Source organism: Solirubrobacter pauli (genome assembly GCF_003633755.1).
Lineage (GTDB): Bacteria > Actinomycetota > Thermoleophilia > Solirubrobacterales > Solirubrobacteraceae > Solirubrobacter > Solirubrobacter pauli.
The window spans coordinates 1-23,455 of record NZ_RBIL01000003.1 but is presented as its reverse complement, the minus strand read 5'-3'; the positions used below and the strand labels follow the sequence as shown (position 1 = coordinate 23,455).

Genomic DNA, 23,455 nt, shown 5'->3' with positions numbered 1-23,455 from the left:
GGGCGGCCCGTGCACGCGGGCCGCCCGTGGTTTCTCATGAGATAGGCCTAAAGCCGGTTGAAGAATGCCCTCATTTAGGGCACGAGGCCGCAGATGTCGGTCTAGATTCGGGACCATGGCCACGATCAGCGCGGGCTCGCCACGGAGCGAGCGGCTTGCCGACCTGTCGCGCGACTCGCTGTCGCGGGTGGTGAACGCCCTCGTCGAGGTGCCGGGCATGACGCGCGCCGAGCTCGGCGCACGGGCGGGGCTCACGCGCTCACCGGTCGGGCTCGCGCTCGCGGCGCTGGACGACCACGGCCTGATCGAGCAGCGCGTCGAGGCCGAGGGCGGCATGGGCCGCCCGCCGATGCGGATCTACCTCGCGGGCGAGGCCGGCTACTCCGTCTCCCTGGAGCTGGGCGCCGACACGCTGCGCGGCGCGCTCTTCGACCTGCGCGGCGTCGAGCACCACGCGCTCGACGCGCCGATCGCCGACCCGCGGACGGTCCTGGAGGTGGCGGCCACCGTCGTCGACGGGGTCATCGCCGGCGCCGGCGTGGACCGCGACGCCGTGTTCGGCGTCGGCGTGGTCAGCGCGGCCGTCGGCGACTGGCCCGGCGCGCAGCTCGCCACCGCGCTGCAGCACCGCATCGAGCTTCCCGTCCAACTCGAGAACGACGCGAACCTCGGCGCGATCGCCGAGCACCGCTTCGGCGCGGGACGGGGCTGCGACGACCTGGTGTACCTGCACCTGTCGCCGACCATCGGCATTGGCCTGATCATCAACGGCCGCCTCTACCGCGGCGTCAGCGGATTGGCCGGCGAGCTCGGGCACATCTCACTCGGTGGGACCGGGCCGCTGTGCGACTGCGGCAACCGCGGCTGCGTCGAGGCGCTCGCCGGCGCGCGGGCGATCGTCGGCGACGTGCACGGCTCCGCGCACGCCGACGTGGGCACGGTCGTGCGCGAGGCCCAGTCCGGCGACCGGCGGGCGCGGCGCGCGCTGAGCGACGCGGCGACGGTCGTGGGGGAGGGCGTCGCCGCGGCGATCGGCCTGCTCAACCCCGCGCGCGTCGTGGTCGGCGGCGAGCTCGCCGCCGCCGGTGACCTGGTGATGACGCCGCTCGCGGCCGCGATCGAGCGCCGAGCGTATCCGGCGTCGGCGCACGCCGCGCGGCTGGTCGTGGGCGAGCTCGGCCCGCGCGCCGAGCTGCTCGGCGCGTCCACCCTGCACCTGCCGGGCCTGGCGGCCTCGCTGGTGCAGCGGATGCTCGACTAGACCACGATGTCCGAGCGGCCGTGCACGACGCGTGCGCGGCCGGCGCCGGACGCGTCGGGGCTGGCCGGCATCGTGTCGGCCGCGGTCAGCGGGCCGTAGTCGAGCTCGGTCATCCCGGCCAGCTCGGAGATCGCCACCTGGTAGAGGTTGAACGGCTCCAGGCCGAGCGACTCGAGCTTGTTCTCGAGGTCGTCCTGGGTGAGCACGTAGGCCTTGGCGTGCAGCGTGCCCGCCTCGACGTAGCCGATCACCTTCCAGTACGAGCGGGGGACGAGCACGCCGCGGTACCGGTGGTCGTCGGGCTTGAAGACCGGTCCGCCGACGACGCTCAACCTGAGGTCCTCGACGGTCACCGCCTCGTAGATCGCGTCCTCGAGCTCGCCCCACAGGCCGTGCTTGACCGACTGGTTGAAGTCGTCGAGCTGCGGGGCGATGTTCGTGAACAGGAACGACTCCTCGTTGGCGCGCTGGGCCTCCTCGCGCGTGCCCCACAACAGGTCGGCGCGACGGGCGATGTGCCCGCGGTCGAGCCGGTTGTTGGCGTACAGGTCGTCGTCGACCTGATGCTCGGCGAGGTACTCGGGGTCGCGCTGGAACTCGATGCCGGAGCGGCTGAGCTGCTGAAGCCCGTTGCCGTCCACGTTCCAGGCGACCCAGCGGCAGAACCGGCGGGAGGCGCTCATCGCGAGCGAGAAGTGGGTGGCGTGGCGGACGACGCCGTCGCTGCGCTGCAGCGGCGCGTAGTCGGCCTCGACGGCCTTGCTCGCGAGTGGGACGGGGATCGTCTGGCCCGGCAGGAACGCCTCGTCGTAGCCCACGTTCGACGTCCTGATGACGATCACCGTGTCGGCCACGAGCGGGGCGATCTCGAGCTTGCTGAAGACCGACGACGCGTAGCACGCGAGCGCGTGCTCGCCGGCCGTGCCGTCGGCCTCGCCCGCGAAGTGCAGGCCGAGCATCACGTCGGTCGGCTCGCCCCGCTCGTCGAGCGCGAGCCACGCGGCACCGGAGTCGCCACCGGAGGAGATCTCGCCGTCGGCCGCCGAGCGGTCCTCGTCGGGACCGATCTCGAACCCGCCGATCTGCTCCAGGCGGTCCCGGCCGTAGGCGATCTTCGTGATCGTGTGCAGGCGCGTGACGACGCCGTAGGTCACGCCGGTCGTGCGGGAGGACTTGACGACGCGGTCGCCGAGCTCCGGGTCGCCCAGCCGGCGCACGGGCACGCCCAGCTCGAGGATCGTCTCCTCGGCGCCCCGGCCTTCGAGGCTCGCGATCGCGCAGTCGCCGGCGAGGCCGAGGTGGCTGCGGACGAGCCGGCCGCAGACGTTCTGGTCGACGCGGTTGTCGTCGAACGCGGCGGGCTGGACGATCCGGTCGCCGAGCGCGCCGTCCAGGCCTTGGAAGACGTGCCAGTTCGAGAGCAGGCGCGTCTCGCCGGTCGCCACCTCACGGACGAGGCAGCCGAGCGTTCCGGCGCTGATGGCGGCGTTGCCGATGCTCACGCCGGGGACGATCGGGTCCAGCCGGCGCTTGCGGTCCGCCTTGGGCTGCGCGTCGACGACGATCGGGTGGGGCGTGTAGCGGCGCTCGACCACGTCCGTGGTGAAGCGGATGCCGTTGGCGGTGATGACCGCGGGGATCGGGCGCGTCGGCGCGGCTTCGAGCCCTTGGGGCGCGAACTTCGTCCTGACGGTGAACTGGAGCGCGAGCTCGTCGGTCGGCTCGCCGTCGACGACCTTGTAGCCGACGCCGATCGACGTGACGTTGGGGTCGGCCAGGTACTCGTCGGCGACCTGCCGTACCGCGGCCTCGAGGGCCGCCTTGTCCTGGAGGTCGCGCTCGCGCACTCAGCGCGGGAGGGTACCTAGATCGCCCACCAGGAGCGCGCGCCGGTGTCGTCCACGTACGGGCTGGTCGAGCGCAACGCCATGTTGAGCTTGATGCAGGCGTCAGCCTCCGGCAGATAGCAGCGGAGAATCGCGAAGAACTCGCTGGGCGCGGCCACGGCTGATGCACCGGCGATCGCCACCGGCGCGCCGCTCGCCCGGATCGAAGACACGGCGTCCACATCCAGCCCATCGTCCGTTTGGGCCCCGGACTTGATCCCCAACTGCCCCTTTTCGCGACAAATCTCAGGGTGCCTTCCCGATTTTCGCGGTCACGTGGCGTCCGTACGCTCGCCGCGTGACCCGACTCGCACTCCTCATTTTCGCTGCACTGCTCGTGTTCTCGGCCCCGGCGGGGGCGGCTTCGAAGCGGACCTGCCGCTCCGGCGAGACCGTCTTCGTCAAGGACGGCGTGCGGGTCTTCGAAGCTGGACGGGAGGACGATGCCTGGTACGCCTGCGGACCGAGGACCGTGAAGCCGTGGCGGCTGTGGTCGGTCCAGCCGGCCTACGGGCGCTTCGAGGTGATCGCCAAGATCGGCGACAAGGTCGTCTTCGAGGGCGACGGTTGGGGCGAGGGCGGCGGCGAGCGCACGTTCCTGGGCTGGTTCGACGCGGGCACGTCCGAGGTGCGGCGCGGCGAGCTCGCCGGCGGCGTCAGCAACCAGCCGTACGAGGTCGCGCTCGCGGCCGACGGCAGCCTCGGCGTGCTCGTCGGCTCCGAGGACGGCGAGCTCGCGCTGCGCGTCGGCTACCTCGGGATGACCCGCGCACGAGGCCGGCTGCGTGACGAGCTCGTGCTCGCCACACCCGGCGCGCGCGTGCCGGGCACGCTCGCCTTCGAAGACGGTGACCGGTCGCTCGGCTGGGCGCTCCAGGACGGGTCGGCGCGCCGCGTTCCGGTCACGGCCGAAGCGGTGACGTGCACGAGCGGCACGACCCTGGTCGAGGGCGGCGGCGCGCGCGTCTTCGAGGTGTTCCCGAACCAGCGGACGAGCCGCGGCTTCCAGGCCGACGTGCTCGCGGCCTGCGCACGTGGGGAGACCGTGCCCCGCCGGCTCGCCGTCGCGGACGTCCACGAGCAGCGGCACTGGGCCGTCTCGCTCGCTCGTGCGGGCGACCGCACCGCGTTCCAGGCCGGCGGGGTCGGCGTCGGCGTGCTGGACGCGGCGACCGGCGCGGTCGGCTTCACGCGCCCGCACGAGGTGACCAGCGTCGAGGACGTCGCCGTGGCCGACACCGGCGAGGTCGTGTTCACGGGCACGGCGAGCGGCAGCGGTGCCACGAGCCGCTTCGTCGGCCGCCTCACCACCGGCGGCTGGGAACGCCTGGCGACCCTCGGCGGCGCCGACACGGTCGACGGCTCGTTCACCGTGGCCGGCGGGCGCGTGCGCTGGCAGGTGAAGGACGGCCTGCCGCAGTCGGTGCCGCTCGCGGGGGAGACGGCGATCGACTGCGCGTCGGGCACCGCGCTGCTCGATCGCGACGGCCTGCGCGTGTTCGAGGTGCTCCCCGCGGCGTCCGACGACGCGCGGCTGCTCGCCTGCTTCGGCGGCGCGCCGGTCGAGCTGCTGCGCGCGCCCCGTGACGGCAGCTGGGTCGTGACCGAGCTCACGCGCGAGCACGGCCGCGTCGCCTTGCATGTGGCCGCCGACGCCCACCTGGACTGGGACCACGTCCTGAGCGTCGACGCCGCCGGCCACGTGCGGCTGGCCAGGTCGGACAACGACTCGCTGTGGGCGCCGTCGCTGCGGGACGCGACGATCGCCGACGACGGGCGCGTCGCGATCGCCGTGAAGGGCAGCCGGCGCTGGTGGATCGTCGCCTTCCCGCGTGGCCGTCAGCGCGTGGTCGCGCGGCCGCGCGACGGCGTGCGCGTGGGCTCGCTGGCGTTCAGCGCGGACGGCGCGCGCGTGACGTGGAGCGATCGCCGCGGGCGGCCCCACCACGCGCGAACTTAAACGTCCTGGACCTTTATCTTCGCGACGCGCCGACGGCGGAGCCGACGAGCACGCCCAGCGCGATCGCGATGATCGCCGCGATCGCCGCCGTGACGGTGGCGAACCCGGTCGACGCGTGCGCCGCGAGCTCGGTCGCCGACAACACGCCGAGGCTGCCCGGCACGAGCAGCCAGAAGGCGGGGAGGAAGATCGCGAGCTGCGGCGGGCCATGGGGGAGGCGGTTGACGACCGCCGCGGTGAAGGCCGCGGCCACGCCGCCGACGAAGCCGCCGAGCACCGGACCGCCCGCCTCCTGGCCGATGGCCTGGACGACCGCGGTGACGATCAGCACCAGAAGGAGCCAGGGCAGCGCGCCGGGCGGGGCCGACAGGTGCACGTAGACGCCGACGCCGACCAGCAGCACGCCGGCGACGGTCGCGAGCACGCCGAGGTCGTCGAGCCGCGTGTTGGCGAGCTCGTCGGGGCCGATGCCGACGACGCGTGCGGCCAGGAACAGCCCGAAGCTCAGCAGCAGCACCTGGACCGCGCCGAACGCGAGCCGGGCAGCGCCGGCGACCATCGCGCCCGCGGTGACCTCGCTCATCCCGGTGACGATCAGCGCGCCGGGCAGCAGCACGGCGATCGGGGCGAGCGCGGTGCGCAGCGGCGCGTCGAGCAGGTCCAGACGGGCCGCGGCGAACACGAGGCAGCCGGCGGCGAAGGCGGCGAGCACGGGGGTGAGCACGCGCAGCACCTGCGCGCGGTCGGCGACGAGGTCCAGCCCCGCGACCACCAGCGCGGCGGCGGTGGCGGCGAGCGCGCTGGCCACGGTCGGCTGCAGCACGAGCGCGACGCCCGCGGCCTGGGGGAGGAGCGCCAGCGCGACGAGCGACCGCCGCAGCCGTGGCGGCATGGCGCGCACCGCCCGCAGCTCGGTCAGGCCCGCCTCGGCGTCCAGCTCCCCGGCCAGCAGCGCGCCGGTCAGCGCCTCCACGCGGGCGGCCTGGTCGAAGCGCAGCATCGGCCCGACCGACGCGAAGCCGACGGACTCGCTGCCGCCGAGGCTCACGAAGATCCCGGTCGGCGTGGCCGCGGACCGCACGTCGGGCGCGCCGAGCGCCGCGCCGACCCGGCAGACGGCGGCTTCGACCTCGTGCACAGGTCGGCCGGCCGCCAGCTCGGCGATCCCCAGCTCGAGCAGCAGCTCACGGACCGTGGTGGGCAAGCCGGAGATCCTGGCAGGGGCGGTCCGGGCCCGCCGCGCGGTCAGGCGCTCACTCGTCGCGCACGAAGAAGTCGAGCAGATCCGACAGGACCTGCTCGGCGTCGAACGCCTCGTGCTCGATCTGGTCCTGCAGCTGCAGGCCGTCGAGCAGGGCGATCAGCGCGACCGCGAGCGTCTCGGGCGCCAGGTCCTTGGTCACGCGGCCCTCGGCCTGGGCGCCGCCGATGAACTCCGTGAACATCTCGCGGATGCGCCGGTAACGATCTACGAAGTACTCGTGCGCGGGATGCCCGGGGTCGACGCTCTCGGCCGACAGGATCGTGTACAGCTGGGCGAGCCCGCGACGCTCGGCCCGGTAGTCCTGGGTCGCGCGCACGGCGTTCGTGAGCGTGATGCCCTCGGCTTCCTGCATCTGCTCGTGGTGCTGGATGTCCTGCTCGTCGCGGCGGTCGAGCACGGCGGTCAGCAGCTTCGTCTTTGACGGAAAGTGGTGCAGAACCCCCTGGCGGGAGACGCCCACTTCGGCGGCGATCTGATCGATCGACGCGCCGCGGTATCCGCGCGTCGCGAAGGCCTTGATGGCCGCGTCGAGGATCGCGTCCCGTGTCGCGCGGCCTTCGGCGGTGGTGAACGTCGGAGTCCGCGCCATGCATCAACAGTAGCCAGGAAACGTTCCGCGTACGAGTAGGCAGAAGGTGTACGCGTCGTCTTTTTGTTGAGTCCCACGCAAACTTCGGACTGGCACTTGACGGAACGACCTACAGGTCAGTAGGTTCTCGACCGTGGAGGAACGTCCACGCGGGATCTGGGCCGCGAGGGCGCACATCGAGAGGAGAACATGTTCCGGTCAGGCACCGCTGTGGGCCTGCTCGCGGCTGCGTTGGCGCTGGGGGCGCCCGCGACAGGCGCGGCAAAGAGCACACCGAAGTTCAAGCTGCGCACCGTCGGCACCCCGCCGGCGACGGCTGCGCCCGGAGCGTCGTTCACGCTCAAGGGTCAGCTCGTGAACACCGCGCGCTCGACGCAGCATCCGCAGTTGACGATCACCCTGCGGCGCACCAAGGCGTCGAGGGCGATCAAGCTCACGACCAAGACGCTCCCGCGCGTGAAGGCCAAGCGCACGCTGCGCTTCAGCGCGACCGTCAAGGTGCCGGCGAGCCTCGCCGCCGGCGGGTACCACGTCCGCGCCTGCGTCTCCGGCGCGTGCAAGTACTCGGCGAAGCGCCTGAGCGTGCGCAAGCCCGTCGTCACCCCGGCGCCGAAGCCGGCCCCGGTGGTCACGCCGATCACGCCCGGCGCGACGCCCGCGCCGACGCCCGCGCCCGTCGAGCCCACGCTCGACTTCCCGGCCACGACCGGCGAGTTCGACGTGCTCGTGTTCCGCCAGGGCGCCGACGCGACCGTCGCGACCATCCGTGAGCTCGGCAAGACCGAGAAGTTCGGCGTGGCCGTGACCGGCGACACCGCCGCGTTCGACGAGGACTACCTCAAGCGCTACCGGGCCGTGGTCTTCGCCGGCGTCACGGGCGACGTCCTGAGCGACGCGCAACAGGCCGAGTTCGAGGCCTACTTCAAGGAGGGCGGTGGCTTCCTCGCCCTCGGTGACGCGATCGACGCCGAGCCCGAGTGGGACTTCCTGACCGGCGTCATCGGCGCCCGCGCGAAGGGTGCGCCCGCCGCGTCCGCGGAGGCCACGATCAAGGTCGCCGACCGCGGCCACGTCGCCAGCCGCTCGCTTCCGCAGTCCTGGAAGCACACCGACCGCTACCTGAACTTCGACAAGAACGTCCGCGGCGTCTCGCACGTGCTCGCGACGGTCGACGAGAACACCTACGCCGGCGGCACGATGGGCTTCGACCATCCGATCGCCTGGTGCAAGAACTACCAGGGCGGCCGCTCCTTCTACACGGGCGTGCAGTCGTTCACGACCAAGGACGCGCAGGAGCATCTCGCGGGCGCGATCGAGTGGACGGGCGGCGTCGCCGACCGCGTCTACAGCGACTGCGGCGCGACCGTGGTGGCGAACTACCAGCAGACGAAGATCTCGGCTCCGCCGAACCTCAACGAGCCGATCGGCTTCGACATCCTGCCGGACGGCCGCGTGCTGCAGACCGCGCGCAACGGTCAGCTGCGCCTGCACGACCAGGCCAAGGGCGAGACGAAGGTCATCGCCACGCTGCCGGTCTACACCAACTCCGAGGACGGCCTCTACGGCCCGGCGATCGACAACGACTTCGCCAGCAACCAGTGGGTCTACCTGTTCTACGCGCCGGAGACCGTCCGAATCACCAAGTGCGACGGCACGACGGCCGACGTCAAGACGCCGGCGGGCTCGGCGCCCGAGCTGTCCGCCGACCCCTGCGTCTGGCAGGACACGTGGGGCGGCTACTTCCAGCTCAGCCGCTTCAAGTTCGTCGACGGTGAGAACCCGCACCTGGACCTGGGCTCGGAGCAGAAGATCCTCCAGGTCGCCAACAACCGTGGCGCCTGCTGCCACGTCGCGGGCGACATCGACTTCGACCGCCACAACAACCTGTGGCTGGTCACGGGCGACGACACGCCGTCGGGTGGCGGCAACTCGGGTGGCTTCGCGCCGTTCAACGACCAGAAGACGGATGAGATCCAGACCGTCAAGGCGACCGCGCCGTTCACGCTGACCTTCAACGGCCAGACGACGGCCTCGATCGCCGCGAACGCCACCGCCGCGCAGATCACGGCCGCGCTCGAGGCGCTCTCGAACGTCGCGCCCGGCGACGTGATCGTCGACGGCGGCGCGGCCAACGCGACCGTGAAGTTCGACGGCGCGTACGCCTCCAAGAACGTGCCGGCGATGACCGCCACCGGGGCGACCGTCGCGACCACGAAGGAGGGCGATCTGTTCGTCGCTCCGCACAACGACGCTCGCCGCTCGGCGCAGAACACCAACGACCTGCGCGGCAAGGTGCTGCGGATCAAGGTCAAGGCCGACGGCAGCTACGACATCCCGCAGGGCAACCTGTACCCGCTGGTCAACGGCCAGCCGGTCGCCAAGACCCGTCCCGAGATCTACGCGATGGGCTTCCGCAACCCGTTCCGGATCCAGGTCGATGAGCACGACGTCGCGTACGTGACCGACTACTCGCCCGACTCCGCCGTGCCGCAGAACTTCCGCGGCCCGGCCGGCACCGGGCGCGTCGAGATCGTCCGCAAGGCCTCCAACTACGGCTGGCCGCTGTGCGTCTCGCCGACGCTCCCGTACTACCGCTGGAACTTCAACACCGACAAGCCGCTCGACGCCACGCCGACGCAGCACGACTGCGGCAACGCGACCCGTGGCCCGAAGAACGAGTCGCGCTGGAACACCGGCCTCGACTACGGCCCGGCGATCAGCCAGCCCGACATCTGGTACTCGTTCCGCGACAACGCGGAGCCCGCGCTCGGCACCCCATGCCTCGCGTACTACGACGGCTCCGGCGGCACCTGCCCGCAGCTCTTCCCGGAGCTCGGCAACCGCGGCGGCGTCGCTCCGCACGGCGCGGTCAAGTACCGGTTCGACCCGAGCAACCCGAGCGAGACGAAGTTCCCCGCGTACTACGACGACGCGATCTTCCTCGGCGAGTTCGGCCAGGACGTCCTGCGCGAGGTCCGCCTCGACGACAAGGGCGGGATCTTCAAGATCAACGACATCCTGGACTGCGGCGACTTCTCCGCGGACCGCAACGCGCTGCCGTTCGAGTGCGACGGCCCGATGGACATGCAGTTCGGGGCCGACGGCGCGTTCTACCTGCTGACCTACGGCGACGGCTTCTTCAGCCCGAACCCGGACGCCGGCATGTACAAGTTCGAGTACGTCGGCGGCAAGCGCGCCCCGCAGGCCCAGCTGAGCACGAACGTCACGAACGGCCGCGCGCCGCTCGCGATCCAGTTCTCCAGCGACGGCTCGCGCGACCCGGACCCCGGTGACTCGATCACCTACGCGTGGGACTTCACCAACGACGGCACGGTCGACTCGATCGACCCGAACCCGAGCTTCATCTACACCGCCGACGGCGTCTACACGGCCAAGCTGACCGTGACCGACTCCAGCGGCAAGAGCGACGTCAAGACGACGCAGATCACGGTCGGCAACACGCAGCCGAAGATCACGATCACGACCCCGGCCGAGGGTGGCTTCTTCGACTGGGGCGACAGGATCCCGTTCACCGTCACGGTCGAGGACGCCGAGGACGGCCCCGGCGACTGCTCGAAGGTGGAGGTCACCTTCGTGCTCCTGCACGACGACCACGGGCACGGCGAGCAGAACCTGCTCGGCTGCTCGGGCACGCTGCAGACGCTCGCCGAGGACGTCAACCACGGCGGCCACCTCGCCGGCGGCATCAGCGTCACCTACACCGACAAGGGCGCGAACGGCCAGCCCGCGCTGACGACGATCCAGCAGACGGTCGTGCAGGCGAAGAAGCACGAGGGTGAGCTCATGACCTCGCGCTCGGGCACCGCGTCCGGCACCTCGTACCTCGGAGCGCCGTCGTACGCGTCCAGCCTCGACCCCGGTGACTGGCTCGCGGTCAACCGCAAGGTCGACCTGCGCAACATCAACCAGCTGTCTCTCAACGTGGCTTCCTGCGGCAGCACCGTGGGCGCGCCCGCCGGCACGCTCGAGCTGCGGCTCGACTCGCCGACCGGCCCGCTCCTGAAGGCCATCGACGTCAAGGTCACCGACAACGGGCCGTACTGCGCGTACGTCCCGGCGTTCACGACCCTCACCACGCCCGTCACCGATCCCGGTGGCGCGCACTCGCTGTACCTCGTCCCGAAGGCCGTGGACGGGGGCCTCGCCAAGGACCTGTTCCTCGTCGACTTCATCTCGTTCGGCGGGGACGGCATCGGCACCCTCAAGGAGGAAACGAAGTGATGAACGTGCGTTCCAAGCTCGCCGGCCTGGCCGTCGCGGGCATGGCCGCGACCGCGATCGCGGCGCCGGCCACCGCCGGTGCGCAGTCGGCGCCGACCGGCATGATCCCGAAGGACAAGATCTCCTTCCAGCTGTACAACTTCCTGATCCCGGTGTTCGGGGCGTTCCCGCTCGGGGACGGCACGTTCTTCCCGCCCGGCGGGACGCCGAACTCGCCGGAGGGGCAGCGTACGGCCGTCCTGAACGTGTTCGACCAGATGGCCGCCAACGGCTTCAAGTCGTTCGAGAACTTCAACGGCACGTTCGGCTGGACGGCCGCCGAGTACCGCGAGAAGTTCGAGAGCCGCGGCCTGCACGCCGTCGCCGACCACGGCGCGGTGGACGAGGGCACGTGGGACGCGCGCCTGGCCGAGGCCAAGGCGCTGGGCCTGAAGTACGTCGGCTCGGGCGGCTGGCCGGCCGGCACCAACATGGACACGGTCGAGGGCGCCAAGAACATGGGCGCCGTGCTCAACCGCATGGGCGCCAAGGCGCGCGCCCAGGGCCTGTGGGTCTACGGCCACAACCACGACAAGGAGTTCTCGACCAAGCTCCAGTACGACACCAACGGTGACGGCGTCCTGGAGACGGTGCCCGCGCTCGAGGTCGTGATCCTCAACACGGATCCGTCGCTGGTGACGTTCGAGATCGACGTCCACTGGATCCTCGAGGGCCTCAAGTACGACCAGGACGCGGCGATCGCGTTCATCCGCAAGTACTCCAAGCGGATCTCGATGCTGCACGTCAAGGGCTCGGACCCGACGCAGAACCCGGGCACGATCCCGTCCACGGACATGTCGCGCGTCACCGATGCGGGCGGCCCGAAGGACGTCACCCGCTGGGCCGACATCTTCGCGGCCGCGGCCGACGTGGACTACTACCACTGGGAGTACGACCTCGCCCTGGACCCCTTCGCCTCGTCGAAGGTCGCCTTCAAGCTCATGAACGAGCTCAAGTTCGGCAAGGTCCGTGACGAGTCCGGCACCGTCGGGGGCACCGTTCCCGCGACGCTGTCGCTGACCCTCGGCGCGCCGGCCTCGTTCGGCGCGTTCACGCCGGGCGTCGACCAGGACTACACGGCGCAGACCGAGGCCACCGTGCTCTCCACGGCCGGCAACGCGACCCTGACCGCCGACGGCGGCCACCTGACCAACGGCGCGTTCTCGCTCGTCGAGCCGCTCCGCGTGCAGTTCTCCAAGTCGGAGTGGACCGGCCCGACGACCAACGAGAAGGTCGGCGTCACGTTCAAGCAGCTGATCAAGAAGACGGACCCGCTGCGGACGGGCTCGTACTCGAAGACCGTCACCTTCACGCTGAGCACCACTCAGCCGTGAGCGAGCGAGGCCGGCGCGGACAGGACTTTCTCCCCCATCCGCGCCGGCCTCGACTCTCGTGCGCTACTTGATGAGCTGAGACGGCTTGGCGCGCGGCAGGACCGTGCGCTCGCCGCCGACGTTCAACACCGTCTTGCCGCCGGCGGTCGTGCGGACGTTCTTCGTGAGCTGGATGACGACGTTGCCGCCCTCGCCACCGTCGAGGACGTCCTGCCCGGGCCCGCCCAGCAGCACGTCGTCGCCGGCGTTGCCCTGCAGCGTGTCGTTGCCGGCGCCGCCGATGATGACGTCGTCACCGGCACCGCCGGTGAGCGTGAGCAGGATCGCGTTCGCGGCCACCGCGGACGCGTCGATCACGTCGTCGCCGGCCAGGGCGTTGACCGTCAGGCGGTCGCTGCCGGCCACCGCGCTCGTGACGTCGGTGCGGACCGCGAGGCCGAGCACCGACGCGTTGGTGCCGGAGCCGGTCACGATGGCCACGTCGTCACCCGCCGTGGCGTTGGTGATGACGTTGTCGGCCGCGTTGTCGCCTGAGCCCAGGTCGGGGTTGACCGTGCGCAGGTCGGTGCCGGACAGGTCGTTGACGGTGAACGTGTCCGCGCCGCCGAGCGCCTTGGCGTCGATCGCCTCGACGTCGTTGAGGTCCATGACGATGTTCGCTACGTCACGCGTGAAGCGCACGCGGCCACCGTTGGCGGACACGTCGAAGCGCTCGTTGATGTTCGCGCCGTTGAACAGCATCTTGTCGTTGCCGTCCTGGCCTTCGACGACGTCGCTGCCGTCGCCCGGATCCCACTGGAACGTGTCGTCGCCGGCGCCCATGAAGCCGACGTCGTTGCCCTGCTGGCCGTCGACGAAGTCGTTGCCGTCGCCGCCGAGGATCACGTCGTTGCCGTTGGAGCCGAGCAGGTTGTCGTTGCCGGTGCCGCCGTCGGTGGTCAGCTTGATCAGCGCGGCCAGGTTGCCGGTGGCGGACGCCGTGTCGTCGCCGCCGTTGGCGTTCAGCACGAGGTTCTCGGACGTCCCGATGTCGATCGAGAACGGCGCGGGGTTCAGGCGGTCGAACCGCACGCGGGTGCCGTTGGCGGTGGTCGTGAACTGCTCGGTGCCGTTGCCGCCGTTGACCTCGACGGTGTCCGTGTTCTCGCCGCCCTCGTTGAGGTCGGTGTCGTCGCCCGGGTTCCAGATCATGCGGTCGTCGCCGCTCTGGCCGAACACCTGGTCGTCGGCGTCGCCGCCGGTCAGCGTGTCGTTCTCGGTGCCGCCGAACAGGAAGTCGTTGCCGCCCTTGCCCAGCAGCGTGTCGTTGCCGGCCTGGCCGAACAGCTGGTCGGCGCCGGAGCCGCTCGTGAGCACGTCGTTGCCGGCGCCGCCGAACAGGTTCGCGCGCGGCAGCGCGCCGTTGACCTCGCTGAGCGTGAGGATGTCGTTGCCGCCCAGGCCGAAGACCTGGATCAGCGACGTGTTGGCCACCGTGGGCGTGCCGCCGGCGACGGGGACCGCACCACCGTTGACCAGGATCTGGCCGGCCGCGTTGCGGCTGATGGCGATGTTGTTGTCGAGGTTGTCGCCGTTGATGCTGAGCGTCCCGTTGGTGAACGAGGACGTCACGGCCGCCTGCGCGGACGCGGTGATGACGGCCAGCATGCTCGCCGCGAGCACGCCACCGGAGAGGAGTCGGGTGCGAATGGTCATTGCCTGACCAGACGCTCGGCGGTCGCCGATATTCCAGCAGCGGTGATCGGTCAGACGAGCGCTTGTCGCGCGTCACGGTCCAGGTCCGTGACGTCGTCGATGCGCCGGAACTCGACGCGGAACCCGTTCGGGTCGACGGTGACGCGGCCGAAGCTGAACGCCTGCGACGGGTCCAGCGTGCGCAGCCACTTCGCGCGGCGCGCCGCGGCGCTGGCGCTGATCGGCAGGAACGCCACGTGCGGGGCGCCCGGGTCGAGCCGGCGGGCGCGCGTGGTCGCCCAGTCCTCGTACTCGTCGGCGGCGCGCTGGACGGCTACCGCGGGGTGCGGGCATGCGTAGGCCACGCGCTCCCCTTCTTCGACGTCAATGTCAGCGACGAACACCATGGAGAGTGTCTACAGAAGCCCGCGAGGCCGCGTGGGAGCGGCCTCCCCCGTAGGTGGGAGGTCAGTGCAGGAGGGTCAGCGGCGGCGCCCAGGTGTGGTCGCCGTCCGGCCACGCGCGGTCCCCGTCGTCGGGCACGACGAGCACCGGCGCGCGCGAATGCTCGAACGCGCGGCGCGTCCGCCGGTCCTCGAGCGTGGCGCTCGGCGTGACGATCAGCTCCACGTCCGATCCCGTCCGCTCGGGCCCGCGCGCGAACGCTCGCGGACCCATCTCCGACCGCCAGTCGCTCAGCGCGCCGGCGGCGACCGCGGCCACACGCGCGCTCGCCGCCGAGTCCGGGTCGGCGACGTGCAGCACCACGCGCTGGCTCACGCTCACCCGGTTGACGATCCGCCGGGCGGCGGCGGGGGACACGGCGAGCAGGGGGTGCGGCAGCGCTCGGGTGAGCTGCCGCAGGCGCACTGCGTCGCCGCTCCACGGCATCACGACGGACACGACCCAGTCGTGCTCGGCGATCGTCCCGCGCCGCGCCGGACGTCCGTGCTCGTCCTGCGGCACGACCGGGATCGGCGCCCACGAGACGCTCAGCCCTTCGGCCAGCCGCAGGCCGATCCGCTCGCACGCCCGCGCCTCCGGCGAGCCGTCGTCGAGCGTGAGGATGTACGGGACGTCGGTCAGCGCACCGCCTCGTGATCCGCGCCACTCAGGTCGTCGTGGTACGCCTCGCGCATGTCCCAGCCGCACGCCGTGCACTTGACGTCATCGGGTGGGGACGGCACTCCGCAGCGCGGGCACGGCGTCTCCGCGTCCGGCTCGCGATGCAGCAGTCGGTGCAGCAGGCTCATGCGCGTCACCTCGCTTGTGTCAGGGGACCTCGCAGCGCAACCTAGGCCGCGATGTGCGGGTGGGCCATGGGATCAGGCCCCCATCCGGCGCTAGGGCCGACGGAGGAGGAACGAGGCGGCGACCGTGCCGTCCTCGTGCACGATCCAGCGGCGGTCCTCGTGGCTGAGCAGCGTGGCCGGCTGCAGCGTGGACGGGACGCGATGCTCGATCTCGACGTGCAGCGGCTCGGGCAGGTCCGGCTCGTGCGCGAGGGCCTGCCAGTACGCGGCGTTGTTGACATGGTCGGCCACGTCGAGGTCCGCGTGGCGGAACGTCCACGGCGTCGCGGTCACGTCGGCGGGCGGGGAGGGGTGGACCAGGCCCGCGCGCACACGCCGATCGCCGGCGGACTCGCCGTACACGTCCTGCATGGCGTCGATCCGCGCGGGGCGCAGCGTCTGCGGGTCGATCGCGACCCAGAGCGCCACGGCCTCGACGCCCGGGAGCCGCGTCCGGCGTTCGGCCCAGCGGGCGCCGAGCGCGCTGCACGAGGTCTCGACCTCGACGCGCTCGCCGAGCCGCGGGAACCGCTCGACGTGGAGCGCCGTGCGGCGCACCACCCACAGGACGAGGTCCTGCAGGCCGGCATCGACCACGTCCGCGTACGCGACGGCCTGCAGCCAGTCGGCGAGCGTGTCGAGCCGCACGCGCCCGTCGACCCCGGTGTCACCGGGGCCGACGAGCCGCGACTCCGCGAAGACCCGCCCGACGCTGGGGAAGGGCGGGATCTCGCGGGCGCTCATCGTGGGTCAGTTTGCCTGACCGCGCCCGCCCTGGTGGCGGTACGGACCACGCGGGCCCGGCTGGAACACACCCGGCTCGGGGATCTCGCGGATGAGGAGCTGGAGGAGGCGGCTGAACATCTCAGGGGTCTCCTTATGGATTGGGGGCTGGGGAGGAAGTAGCCGGGTCGCGCAAGCGCTTGCGGCTGCGTCTTCGACGGTAGTCACGTGGTGCTCGTGGCCGGGGACGGCGCGGACTCGATCCCCCCGACCGGAGGGGGTTGTGTGTCGAGTGAACAGATGGGCGCCGTTGGCGGGAGGCAAGCTACTGCGACGGCTTGCGCAGGACGACGAGGGTCGAGCCGAGGTACTCCTCGGTCTCGGGCACCCGGCGCTGCGGTTCGACCAGGTAGCCGAGTTGCGCTGCTTCGGCTTCGACCTCCTCCGCGGAGACTCGGTCGAGACGAACCACGACGTCCTCGACCTCCAGGCGCCGGTTGGCTCCGCGGATCTCGCGCCGGCGGTGCAGCGCCGCGCGTCCACCCTCCTCGACGACCGCCACGAGCTGGCTCGTGTACCGCACGTCCATCACATCTCGGGCGTCGGGCGGCGGTGGCGCCGGGTGCTCGTCGTCGAAGCAGTCCATCGCGTCCGCCAGCGCCGCAGCGATCAGCCCGCCCGGTTCCAGATGAGCGCCCGCGCACTTCATGAAGGCCTCGCGTCCCGGGCGTCCTCCGAGCAGCTGCAGCGTCTGCATTGGCACCACGACGAGCGAGAACCGTCGGGCCAGCGCGAACTCGCGTGCGTCGGCGTGGACGGTGTCGACCGCCAGCCCCTCCGCGCGGTGTTCGAGTGCCGCGAGCAGCGCCGACTCGCGGTCCAGCGCGACCACCGTCATGCCTCGATCGGCGAGATCGAGCGTCACGCGTCCGGTTCCCGCTCCGATGTCGAGCACCGGACCGCCGGTCTCCGCCGCCAGCGAACGCCAGGCCGGCAGGTCCTCCCGGTACCCGCCGCATTCGAGGTCGTGCCACAGCGCAGCCAGGTTCATGCGGCCATTCTCCATCGCCGCACCCAGAGCGGGCGTTGACGTCAGTCCGCGTCGGGCGAGCTCGGAGACGACGGAGCCCAGGGACCGACGTTCGCTGGCAGCACGCTTCTTGGCGGCGGCCATGACATCGTCATCGAGCTCGAGCTTTGTCCGCATCAGCTGACGCTGCCGCACCACCGCATCGGTGACCGATCGCTCGCCTGGCCGGGCGGCTGGTGAACGCGACGCGTGAACCGGCACCCCGCCGTACCCTGTGCCCTCAGATGCCGACGTCATCGTCTCCGCAACGGGCCGCGGTCGAGTGAGCGACGTCGGGGTCCTGCTCGTCGGCCTTGCGATCGCGGTCGGCATCGTGGGCGTCGTGGTGCCCGTGCTCCCCGGCGCGCTGCTCGTCTGGGCCGCGATCGCGGTATGGGCGATCGCGGTCGGCTCAACGACCGCTTGGGCCGTGCTGGCCGCCGTGTCCGTGGTGATCGGTGGCTCTCAGGTCCTCAAGTTGCTCGTGCCCGGTCGCCAGCTGCGCAACGCCGGGGTTCCACGACGCTCGATCGTGATCGGCCTGCTGCTCGCCGGCGTCGGCTTCTTCGTCATCCCGGTCGTCGGGTTCTTCGTGGGCTTTCCGCTCGGCATCTACGTCGAGGAGCGACGGAGGCTCGGGCCGCACGCCCCAGCGTGGCTCTCGACGCGCAAGGCGCTTCGCGCGATCGGCCTCTCGATCCTCATCGAGCTGTCCGCCGCCGTGCTGGCCGCCGCCGTCTGGCTGGCGGCCGTCTTGACCTGAGCCCGCGCGTGCCAGCGCACCCCGATGCGCCGGCCGCATGGCCGGCGCATCGTGGCCGTTCGTGGCGCCTACGGCTCGGTGGTGGAGAGCGTGTAGGTCAGCGTCTTCGAGTAGGTGCCGGTGCGCAACGCGTCGTTGGTGCCGATCGCCTGCCGGAACGCGACCGTCACCACGTCGTTGGACACCGGCGCCGACCACGTCTTCAACGTGATCGGAGCCGCGACGCCGCCGACGGGCAGGAAGTCGCCCCCTCCGCTGGCCCGCAGAGGCTGCGGCAGCGAGAACGCGCCGTTGACGAGCTTCCCGGTGGCGGTGTCGCTCGGGTCCGCGACGGACAGCGTCGCGTTGCCGGCGGTCGAGATGACGTTGGCCTTGGTCGAGGCCGAGTACTCCTGGGCCACACCCGGGGTGAACGCGCCGAACGACGCCGGCGCGTCGAGCGTGAGCGACAGCACCGCCGGGACGGTGCCGCCGACCGTCAGCTCCGCCACGAGCGTGAGCGTGACCTTGTTGTCGAGGTACGAGACCTGGAACACGTGATCGTCCACCCGCAGGTAGCTGCCCTCGGGCAGCCCCGTGAACGTGCCGGTGAGCGACCGGCCGGTCGCGATCGTCAGCGCCGCGCCGGGCTTCAGGTCCTCTTGGAGGTCCAGGACCAGCTCGCCGCCGAGCACGAGGTCCCCGTCGGCGCGGAGCTTCCCGTAGTCGTTGGCGCCGCGTACGGGCACGACGAGATGGCTCGCGCCTCCGAGCCGCACGTTGCCGCCGGCGCGCAGGGCGGTGCCGGGGTCGTCGGTGAAGAGCGCCGCGGCTTCCTGCGCCGTGAGACCCGGCTGCAGCGTCCCGCTGTCGACGTCGATGCCGCCCGCCACGGAGCCGGTTCCGCCGAGCGTGCCGCCCTTCACGCTGACCGAGCCCGCCTGCGAGCCGGTGATGGAGAGCTTGCCGCCCTCGACCGTCGTGCCGCCCGCGTTGGTGTTGTCGCCCGCCAGGAGCAAGGTGCCGGGACCCTGCTTGGTCAGCGAGGGCGTGTAGAGCCGGTTGTCGATCTTGTGCTGGATGTCGGCGGCGCGCGCATCCATCCATTCCTTGCGCCACTTGACGGCGTCCGCGTACGGGATCTTGTCGTAGAGCTCGGGATGGCCGTTGGTGATCACCTGGACGTTCGGGTCGGCCAGGATGCCTTGCAGCATGAAGGCCTGCGGGTCGAGCGAGCCGTCGGGCTTGAGGACGTTGGGGCTGTACTCGCCCGCGAGCGCGATGCCCTGCTGCCGGTACGCCGCCAGCCACGCCAGGTCCTGCCGCTCCCGCTCCTTGATCGCGACCTGGCCGATGTCGTTGCGCCAGACGTCGAAGGGCCGCTGCAGGTTGTACGTCATGGGGCTCAGGAACTGGCCGGGACCATCCATGCCCTTGGCCAAATCGGGGATTCCCCAGCCCCACCGGTCGTCCGGGAGCCCGTCGGGAGCGGTCCAAGCGATCGATGCGCCGGTGGGGGAGGTCTGACCCGTGCCGAGGAACCGCACGCCGTCCGACATCTTGTTGTTCGCCGTGGTGAGCATCAGCTCACGCACCTGCTTGGCGTTCATGTCCGGATACCGGGAGAGCAGGACCCCCATCACGGCCGACGCCACCGGGGTCGCCGGTGAAGTGCCGCTGGAGTTCGAATAGCTCGTGTCACCCGCACTGCTCGTGGTGCGCACGTTGGTCGAAGGCGTGGAGACGGTGAACCACTTGGCGAGCCCCGCCTCGTTGAAGTTGAACTGCTTGGTGAACTCGGGGTTGGCCGCTGTCGGCGGCTGCACGCCGCCCACGGCCACCCACTGGCTCTCCGCCCACGGGTTGAAGACGGGATACGCCGGGCGGTAGTACGGATTGCTCCAGTCGTTGTTGCCGGCCGACCGCACGTTGACGGTGCCGCTGTCCTTGATGGAATCCCAGATGGCTTCCATGAACGAGCGTCCCGGGTAGTTCGGGTTGTACTGGATGCCACCCGGCAAGTAGCTCTTCTTGAAGAAGAAGTACTGGTACTCGAGGTCCTTCAGGTACTCGTTGGGGATGATCGACGCCATGGCCGTCGCGCTGGCGCTGTCCTTGCCAGGGAGCTGGTAGGCGTTGGCACGGTTGCCGTCGGCGCCGAGATCGCGCCCGAGGCCGTCGAACCGCGTCCGGTCCAGCGTCTGGACGAACGAGCCCCAGCTGCTGTTGATGACCTCGGCGCCGGCGTCCACGAGGGCTTGGTTGGCGGTGCGCCAGTACACGTAGTCGTGGAAGGGACCGTGGGACTGGCTGTCAGATCCGCCGGTCTTGGCCACGAACATGTTCGAGCCGAACGCGATGCCGTGCTGCTCCTTGCCGTCGCGGATGCCCGAGGTCACCCCGAGCATGCCGGTGCCGTGCGAGTAGTCGCTGGTGCGCGCCGTGTCACCGTCCACGGTGAACGGCTCGCCCGCGACGAACGGATTCGACGGGGTCGCGCTCCGGTACCCGAAGCCCGACGTGCCGAAGACGCCCGACCCTCTCACCGGGCTGATCAGCGGCGTCTGGAACCCCTCGTGCGTGGTCCGATAGCCCGAGTCCATCATGCCGAGCTTCACGCCCTGCCCGCAGTACCCCTTGGCGAAGGCGGTGGACGCGTTCACCGCGGCGAGCTGCCACGGAGCATTGACCGCCGTGCCCGGCGTCGAGGGATTGTGACCGGTGTAGTATCCGTACTCCGGCGTCTCCCAGCTGGCCTTCGCCGCCGCCAGCTCCGACGGCTTCGTGGCGACGCTGCCGGGGTCGCCCGGATACTGGTTCACACACGACGACGACTGCGCGCTCGCCGTGGAACCGGTGGCGACCAGTGACGACAGACATACGGTAAGTAACACGTATGCGACCACGCCCGGTCGTGCCCGCCACCGGGTGGCGATGCCCTCTCGCTGACATGGTCGATGCCTGGTTTGCATCTGAGCCCCCGCTCTAGATAGTGAGATCGGCGCCTCACGGCGCACCGCAGGCAGGGCAGGCGAACCCGACGGCGGCCCCAACCCGCCCGTCACCGCCGATCAGATCGATCATCCCCGCCCCCCTGGATCGGATCTCCCGATGGTCTCACACGGGGAGGACCCACGGCAACGGCCGCGACCCATCGTGGGTCGAACGGGCGACCTCAGCGAGGCCCGCTGGTCAGACCATCCCGTAGAACCGGATGGCGACGTCGTCGCGCGTGCAGACGTGCCGGCTCGCGTAGACGTTGTCCTCCGCGTCGCGCCAGTAGTGGATGCGGCACGCGTAGCCGGCGACATGACGCGGCATCGTGGTGCCGTGGGCGCGGGCGGCGTAGCTGCGCATGAACCGTGACGCCGCGGCACAGGTCGTGTGCCGCGCCGAAGCCCACTTGAAGAACCCGTGCCACGCCACGGCATGCGGACAGCGCGTGAATCCCTGCGGCACGTCGTAGCTCGGACCCGCCGCCACGGCGGCGCCCGGGGTGGCGGCGAGCACCCCGATCGTCAACACCAAAGCCGTGAGCCAGCGCTTCACACTCGCCCACGTTGACCGGTTCGGCTCACGGGCTGATAAGGACGGCCCGCGGATCACGGCATGCCCGTTCAGGGGGTGGTGACGTGCGTACCGACACCGAGGCCGTCGAGGAGCGTCTCGACGGAACCGATCCGCGGCACGAACAGGAACGAGAACTTGGCCGTCGAGGCCTGGACCGTGAACTGGGAGCGCATGAGGATGGTGGGATCGGTCGGATTCCCGCCGCTCGCGGCGCTCTCTGAGAGCATCCGGCCGAGCAGGTCGACGTTGACCGTGGGCGGCTCCGGTTCGAGTTGCATCCCCGTCATCTCGTGGATCGCGTTCAGGTAGGAGGTGGCGAGGATGTTCCCGACCTCCTGCAGCGCGGTCCGGCCCAGCTCCTCGGCGAGGGTCGTGCCCAGCAGCTCGCAGAGTTGCTCACCGGTGTCGTCGGGGAACACGAGCAAGACCGTGCCGCCGTCCTCCTGGATCGGCGTGTCGACGAGCGCTGAGCGGCTCATCGGTGCGCCGATGCGGTCGATCGCCTCGGCGAGACCGGTCAGCAGCGCCTCCGAGTAGCCCATGTCGACCTGACGGCCGAGCAACTGCGAGAGCGCAGTGGCAGCGTGCCCAGAGCCGATGTTCGCGATCTCGCGCAGCGCGCTCTGCTGCATCTCCGTGAACCCGAGGCCGCCGGCCTCGCCGACGCTCCAGGCGCCCACGATCGCGCCGGGCTCGAGGATCGGGACGACTTGGTCCTCGTGCAGCACGACCCCGCTGACGAGATCGCTGCTCGCCAGCGCGGGCAGCTCGATCCGGTCGAGCAGCAACTGGCCGACCAGCCCTTCGACGGCCAACGCGCGCCGGCTGCCCGCCGCCCACACGACCACCGCCGCCACCGGCGGCTCATGCTCGATCTGCAGGCGCTCGCCGAGGTCGAGCAACTCGATCACCCGCCCGCGGAAGTTCACGATGTCGCCGCCGCCGGCCCGGCGAACCGTGTACGCGCCCAAGTTGAAGGTCTGCTCGACAGCCGTCATCGGCAGCGCCCATTCGAGGCCCCCGACGCGTACGACGAGGACATGAACCTGTTCAGACACGGAAGCTCGCAATCACCAAGGGCCGGATGGTTCCGTCATCGGCAGCAGGCGCCGAGGCATTGAGCGACGATTGGACGCGGACCCCGTGCGACCGCGACGCGCCGGACCAGCGCGTCGCGGCCGCCGGCGATCACGGTGTCGTGGTCGACAGCGTGACGGTCAGCGTCTTGTCGTAGGTACCGGTGCGCAGTGCGTCGGTCGCCTTGATCAGCTGGCTGAAGCCGAGCGTGACCAGATCGTTGGATACCGGGGCGTTCCACGTCAGCAGGGTCAGTGGCGAGGCGGAGGAGCCGACGTTGGCGTACGTCGTGGCGGTGTTGGCGGCGTTGCGAGCCCGGGCCTGGAGCGGCTCGGGCAGCGAGAAGGCCCCGTTGACCAGGTGACCGTTGGCGACTGAGCTCGCGTCGGCGATGCTCAGCGTCGCGTCGCCGGCGGTGCTGATCACGCTGGCGGTCATCGAGGCCTCGTAGGTGTTCGTCACGCCGGGCGTGAACGGGGCGAAGGCCGCGGGAGTCCCGAGCGTGAGCGCGAGCGTCGCCGGGACGGTGCCGGAGACGTTGTCGTAGGCACGGGTGACGTTATCGGTCCCGAAGCTCAGAACCGTGGTGGTCTTGTAGGTCTCCCCGGGGCGTAGGACCGTCGAGGGGAACTCCGGGCGGTTGGGCGAGTCTGGGAAGTGCTGGGTCTCGAGCGCCACCGCGTTGCCGTTGCTCGAGTAGAACTGGATCCCGGGCTGATCGGTGGAGACCGTC

19 protein-coding genes and 1 pseudogene are annotated in these 23,455 nt (G+C 70.9%); 5 read left to right on the top strand and 15 right to left on the bottom strand.

Annotated elements, in window-relative coordinates:
• The first annotated feature begins 115 nt into the window (after window positions 1-115).
• On the top strand, window positions 116-1,261 hold the full coding sequence (locus tag C8N24_RS31785; RefSeq protein WP_170179567.1) for an ROK family transcriptional regulator: 1,146 nt from the start codon (window positions 116-118) through the stop codon (window positions 1,259-1,261).
• Here C8N24_RS31785 and C8N24_RS31780 read toward each other — a convergent pair.
• Both C8N24_RS31780 and C8N24_RS31775 read right to left on the bottom strand, forming a co-directional pair.
• A complete protein-coding gene (locus C8N24_RS31780) occupies window positions 1,258-3,108 on the bottom strand; it encodes a DNA/RNA non-specific endonuclease (RefSeq protein WP_121258211.1) in 1,851 nt (616 codons plus the stop codon). The two genes, C8N24_RS31785 and C8N24_RS31780, sit on opposite strands and share 4 nt — an antisense overlap.
• A 17-nt stretch (window positions 3,109-3,125) precedes the next feature.
• A complete protein-coding gene (locus C8N24_RS31775; protein WP_147448101.1) occupies window positions 3,126-3,320 on the bottom strand; it encodes a hypothetical protein in 195 nt (64 codons plus the stop codon).
• Between the two features lie 125 nt (window positions 3,321-3,445).
• Between C8N24_RS31775 and C8N24_RS31770 the strand changes: the two genes are divergently transcribed.
• Window positions 3,446-5,107: a hypothetical protein gene (locus C8N24_RS31770; protein ID WP_147448100.1), complete on the top strand. Its 1,662-nt coding sequence runs from the start codon at window positions 3,446-3,448 to the stop codon at window positions 5,105-5,107.
• 13 nt (window positions 5,108-5,120) lie between these two features.
• On the opposite strand, the gene C8N24_RS31765 is transcribed toward C8N24_RS31770, so the two are convergent.
• Window positions 5,121-6,311, bottom strand: a complete 1,191-nt coding sequence (locus C8N24_RS31765; protein ID WP_170179566.1) for a threonine/serine exporter family protein — start codon at window positions 6,309-6,311, stop codon at window positions 5,121-5,123.
• A gap of 49 nt (window positions 6,312-6,360) precedes the next feature.
• Window positions 6,361-6,960 carry a TetR/AcrR family transcriptional regulator gene (locus C8N24_RS31760; protein WP_121258203.1) on the bottom strand — a complete coding sequence of 200 codons (600 nt, stop codon included), beginning with the start codon at window positions 6,958-6,960 and terminating at the stop codon, window positions 6,361-6,363.
• Between the two features lie 189 nt (window positions 6,961-7,149).
• On the opposite strand from C8N24_RS31760, the gene C8N24_RS31755 reads away from it, so the two are divergent.
• Together C8N24_RS31755 and C8N24_RS31750 are read left to right on the top strand one after the other, a co-directional pair.
• Window positions 7,150-11,202 (top strand): ThuA domain-containing protein, encoded by a 4,053-nt coding sequence (locus tag C8N24_RS31755; RefSeq protein WP_121258201.1) that lies wholly within the window; start codon window positions 7,150-7,152, stop codon window positions 11,200-11,202.
• Window positions 11,202-12,575, top strand: coding sequence for a sugar phosphate isomerase/epimerase family protein (locus C8N24_RS31750; RefSeq protein ID WP_121258199.1), 1,374 nt, complete (start codon window positions 11,202-11,204; stop codon window positions 12,573-12,575). Before C8N24_RS31755 ends, C8N24_RS31750 begins: the two co-directional genes overlap by 1 nt.
• Window positions 12,576-12,638: 63 nt before the next feature.
• Here the strand turns inward: C8N24_RS31750 and C8N24_RS31745 are convergent, their stop codons facing one another.
• From C8N24_RS31745 to C8N24_RS35765, 7 genes and pseudogenes are all read right to left on the bottom strand, one after another.
• A complete protein-coding gene (locus C8N24_RS31745; RefSeq protein WP_425474494.1) occupies window positions 12,639-14,222 on the bottom strand; it encodes a calcium-binding protein in 1,584 nt (527 codons plus the stop codon).
• Window positions 14,223-14,320: 98 nt separating this feature from the next.
• Window positions 14,321-14,614 carry a hypothetical protein gene (locus C8N24_RS31740; RefSeq protein WP_147448099.1) on the bottom strand — a complete coding sequence of 98 codons (294 nt, stop codon included), beginning with the start codon at window positions 14,612-14,614 and terminating at the stop codon, window positions 14,321-14,323.
• A 103-nt stretch (window positions 14,615-14,717) separates the two neighbouring features.
• Entirely contained in the window at window positions 14,718-15,401 is a 684-nt protein-coding gene (locus tag C8N24_RS31735; RefSeq protein ID WP_147448098.1) for a hypothetical protein, read from the bottom strand.
• Window positions 15,332-15,502: a hypothetical protein gene (locus C8N24_RS34470; protein ID WP_170179565.1), complete on the bottom strand. Its 171-nt coding sequence runs from the start codon at window positions 15,500-15,502 to the stop codon at window positions 15,332-15,334. Before C8N24_RS34470 ends, C8N24_RS31735 begins: the two co-directional genes overlap by 70 nt.
• A 90-nt stretch (window positions 15,503-15,592) precedes the next feature.
• Complete coding sequence (locus C8N24_RS31730; RefSeq protein ID WP_121258190.1) at window positions 15,593-16,285, bottom strand: acyl-ACP thioesterase domain-containing protein; 693 nt, start codon at window positions 16,283-16,285, stop codon at window positions 15,593-15,595.
• A 304-nt stretch (window positions 16,286-16,589) separates the two neighbouring features.
• The gene (locus C8N24_RS35225; protein WP_281272699.1) at window positions 16,590-17,315 is read right to left on the bottom strand and encodes a class I SAM-dependent methyltransferase; all 726 of its coding nucleotides are present in this window, start codon (window positions 17,313-17,315) and stop codon (window positions 16,590-16,592) included.
• Window positions 17,316-17,357: 42 nt separating this feature from the next.
• Window positions 17,358-17,471 (bottom strand): annotated as a pseudogene (locus tag C8N24_RS35765) (antitoxin); the annotation flags it as partial.
• 145 nt (window positions 17,472-17,616) lie between these two features.
• Here C8N24_RS35765 and C8N24_RS31720 point away from each other — a divergent pair.
• Complete coding sequence (locus C8N24_RS31720) at window positions 17,617-18,096, top strand: DUF456 domain-containing protein (RefSeq protein WP_121258188.1); 480 nt, start codon at window positions 17,617-17,619, stop codon at window positions 18,094-18,096.
• 68 nt (window positions 18,097-18,164) lie between these two features.
• Here C8N24_RS31720 and C8N24_RS35485 read toward each other — a convergent pair whose 3' ends face one another.
• From C8N24_RS35485 to C8N24_RS31700, 4 genes are all read right to left on the bottom strand, one after another.
• A complete protein-coding gene (locus C8N24_RS35485) occupies window positions 18,165-20,897 on the bottom strand; it encodes a S8 family serine peptidase (protein WP_170179563.1) in 2,733 nt (910 codons plus the stop codon).
• Window positions 20,898-21,267: 370 nt separating this feature from the next.
• Window positions 21,268-21,624, bottom strand: coding sequence for a hypothetical protein (locus C8N24_RS31710; RefSeq protein ID WP_147448097.1), 357 nt, complete (start codon window positions 21,622-21,624; stop codon window positions 21,268-21,270).
• A 68-nt stretch (window positions 21,625-21,692) separates the two neighbouring features.
• Complete coding sequence (locus C8N24_RS31705) at window positions 21,693-22,703, bottom strand: chemotaxis protein CheC (RefSeq protein WP_170179562.1); 1,011 nt, start codon at window positions 22,701-22,703, stop codon at window positions 21,693-21,695.
• 130 nt (window positions 22,704-22,833) lie between these two features.
• On the bottom strand, window positions 22,834-23,455 hold a 622-nt coding region (locus C8N24_RS31700; protein ID WP_211340232.1), incomplete at its 5' end, for an aldose epimerase family protein.

Excerpts from the sequence above, each read along its gene's own strand:
- C8N24_RS31785 (WP_170179567.1), top strand. The coding sequence starts at position 116 with ATGGCCACGATCAGCGCGGGCTCGCCACGGAGCGAGCGGCTTGCCGAC.
- C8N24_RS31760 (WP_121258203.1), bottom strand. The coding sequence starts at position 6,960 with ATGGCGCGGACTCCGACGTTCACCACCGCCGAAGGCCGCGCGACACGG.
- C8N24_RS31755 (WP_121258201.1), top strand. The coding sequence starts at position 7,150 with ATGTTCCGGTCAGGCACCGCTGTGGGCCTGCTCGCGGCTGCGTTGGCG.
- C8N24_RS31750 (WP_121258199.1), top strand. The coding sequence starts at position 11,202 with ATGAACGTGCGTTCCAAGCTCGCCGGCCTGGCCGTCGCGGGCATGGCC.
- C8N24_RS31745 (WP_425474494.1), bottom strand. The coding sequence starts at position 14,222 with ATGCTGGCCGTCATCACCGCGTCCGCGCAGGCGGCCGTGACGTCCTCG.
- C8N24_RS34470 (WP_170179565.1), bottom strand. The coding sequence starts at position 15,502 with ATGAGCCTGCTGCACCGACTGCTGCATCGCGAGCCGGACGCGGAGACG.
- C8N24_RS31730 (WP_121258190.1), bottom strand. The coding sequence starts at position 16,285 with ATGAGCGCCCGCGAGATCCCGCCCTTCCCCAGCGTCGGGCGGGTCTTC.
- C8N24_RS35225 (WP_281272699.1), bottom strand. The coding sequence starts at position 17,315 with ATGAACCTGGCTGCGCTGTGGCACGACCTCGAATGCGGCGGGTACCGG.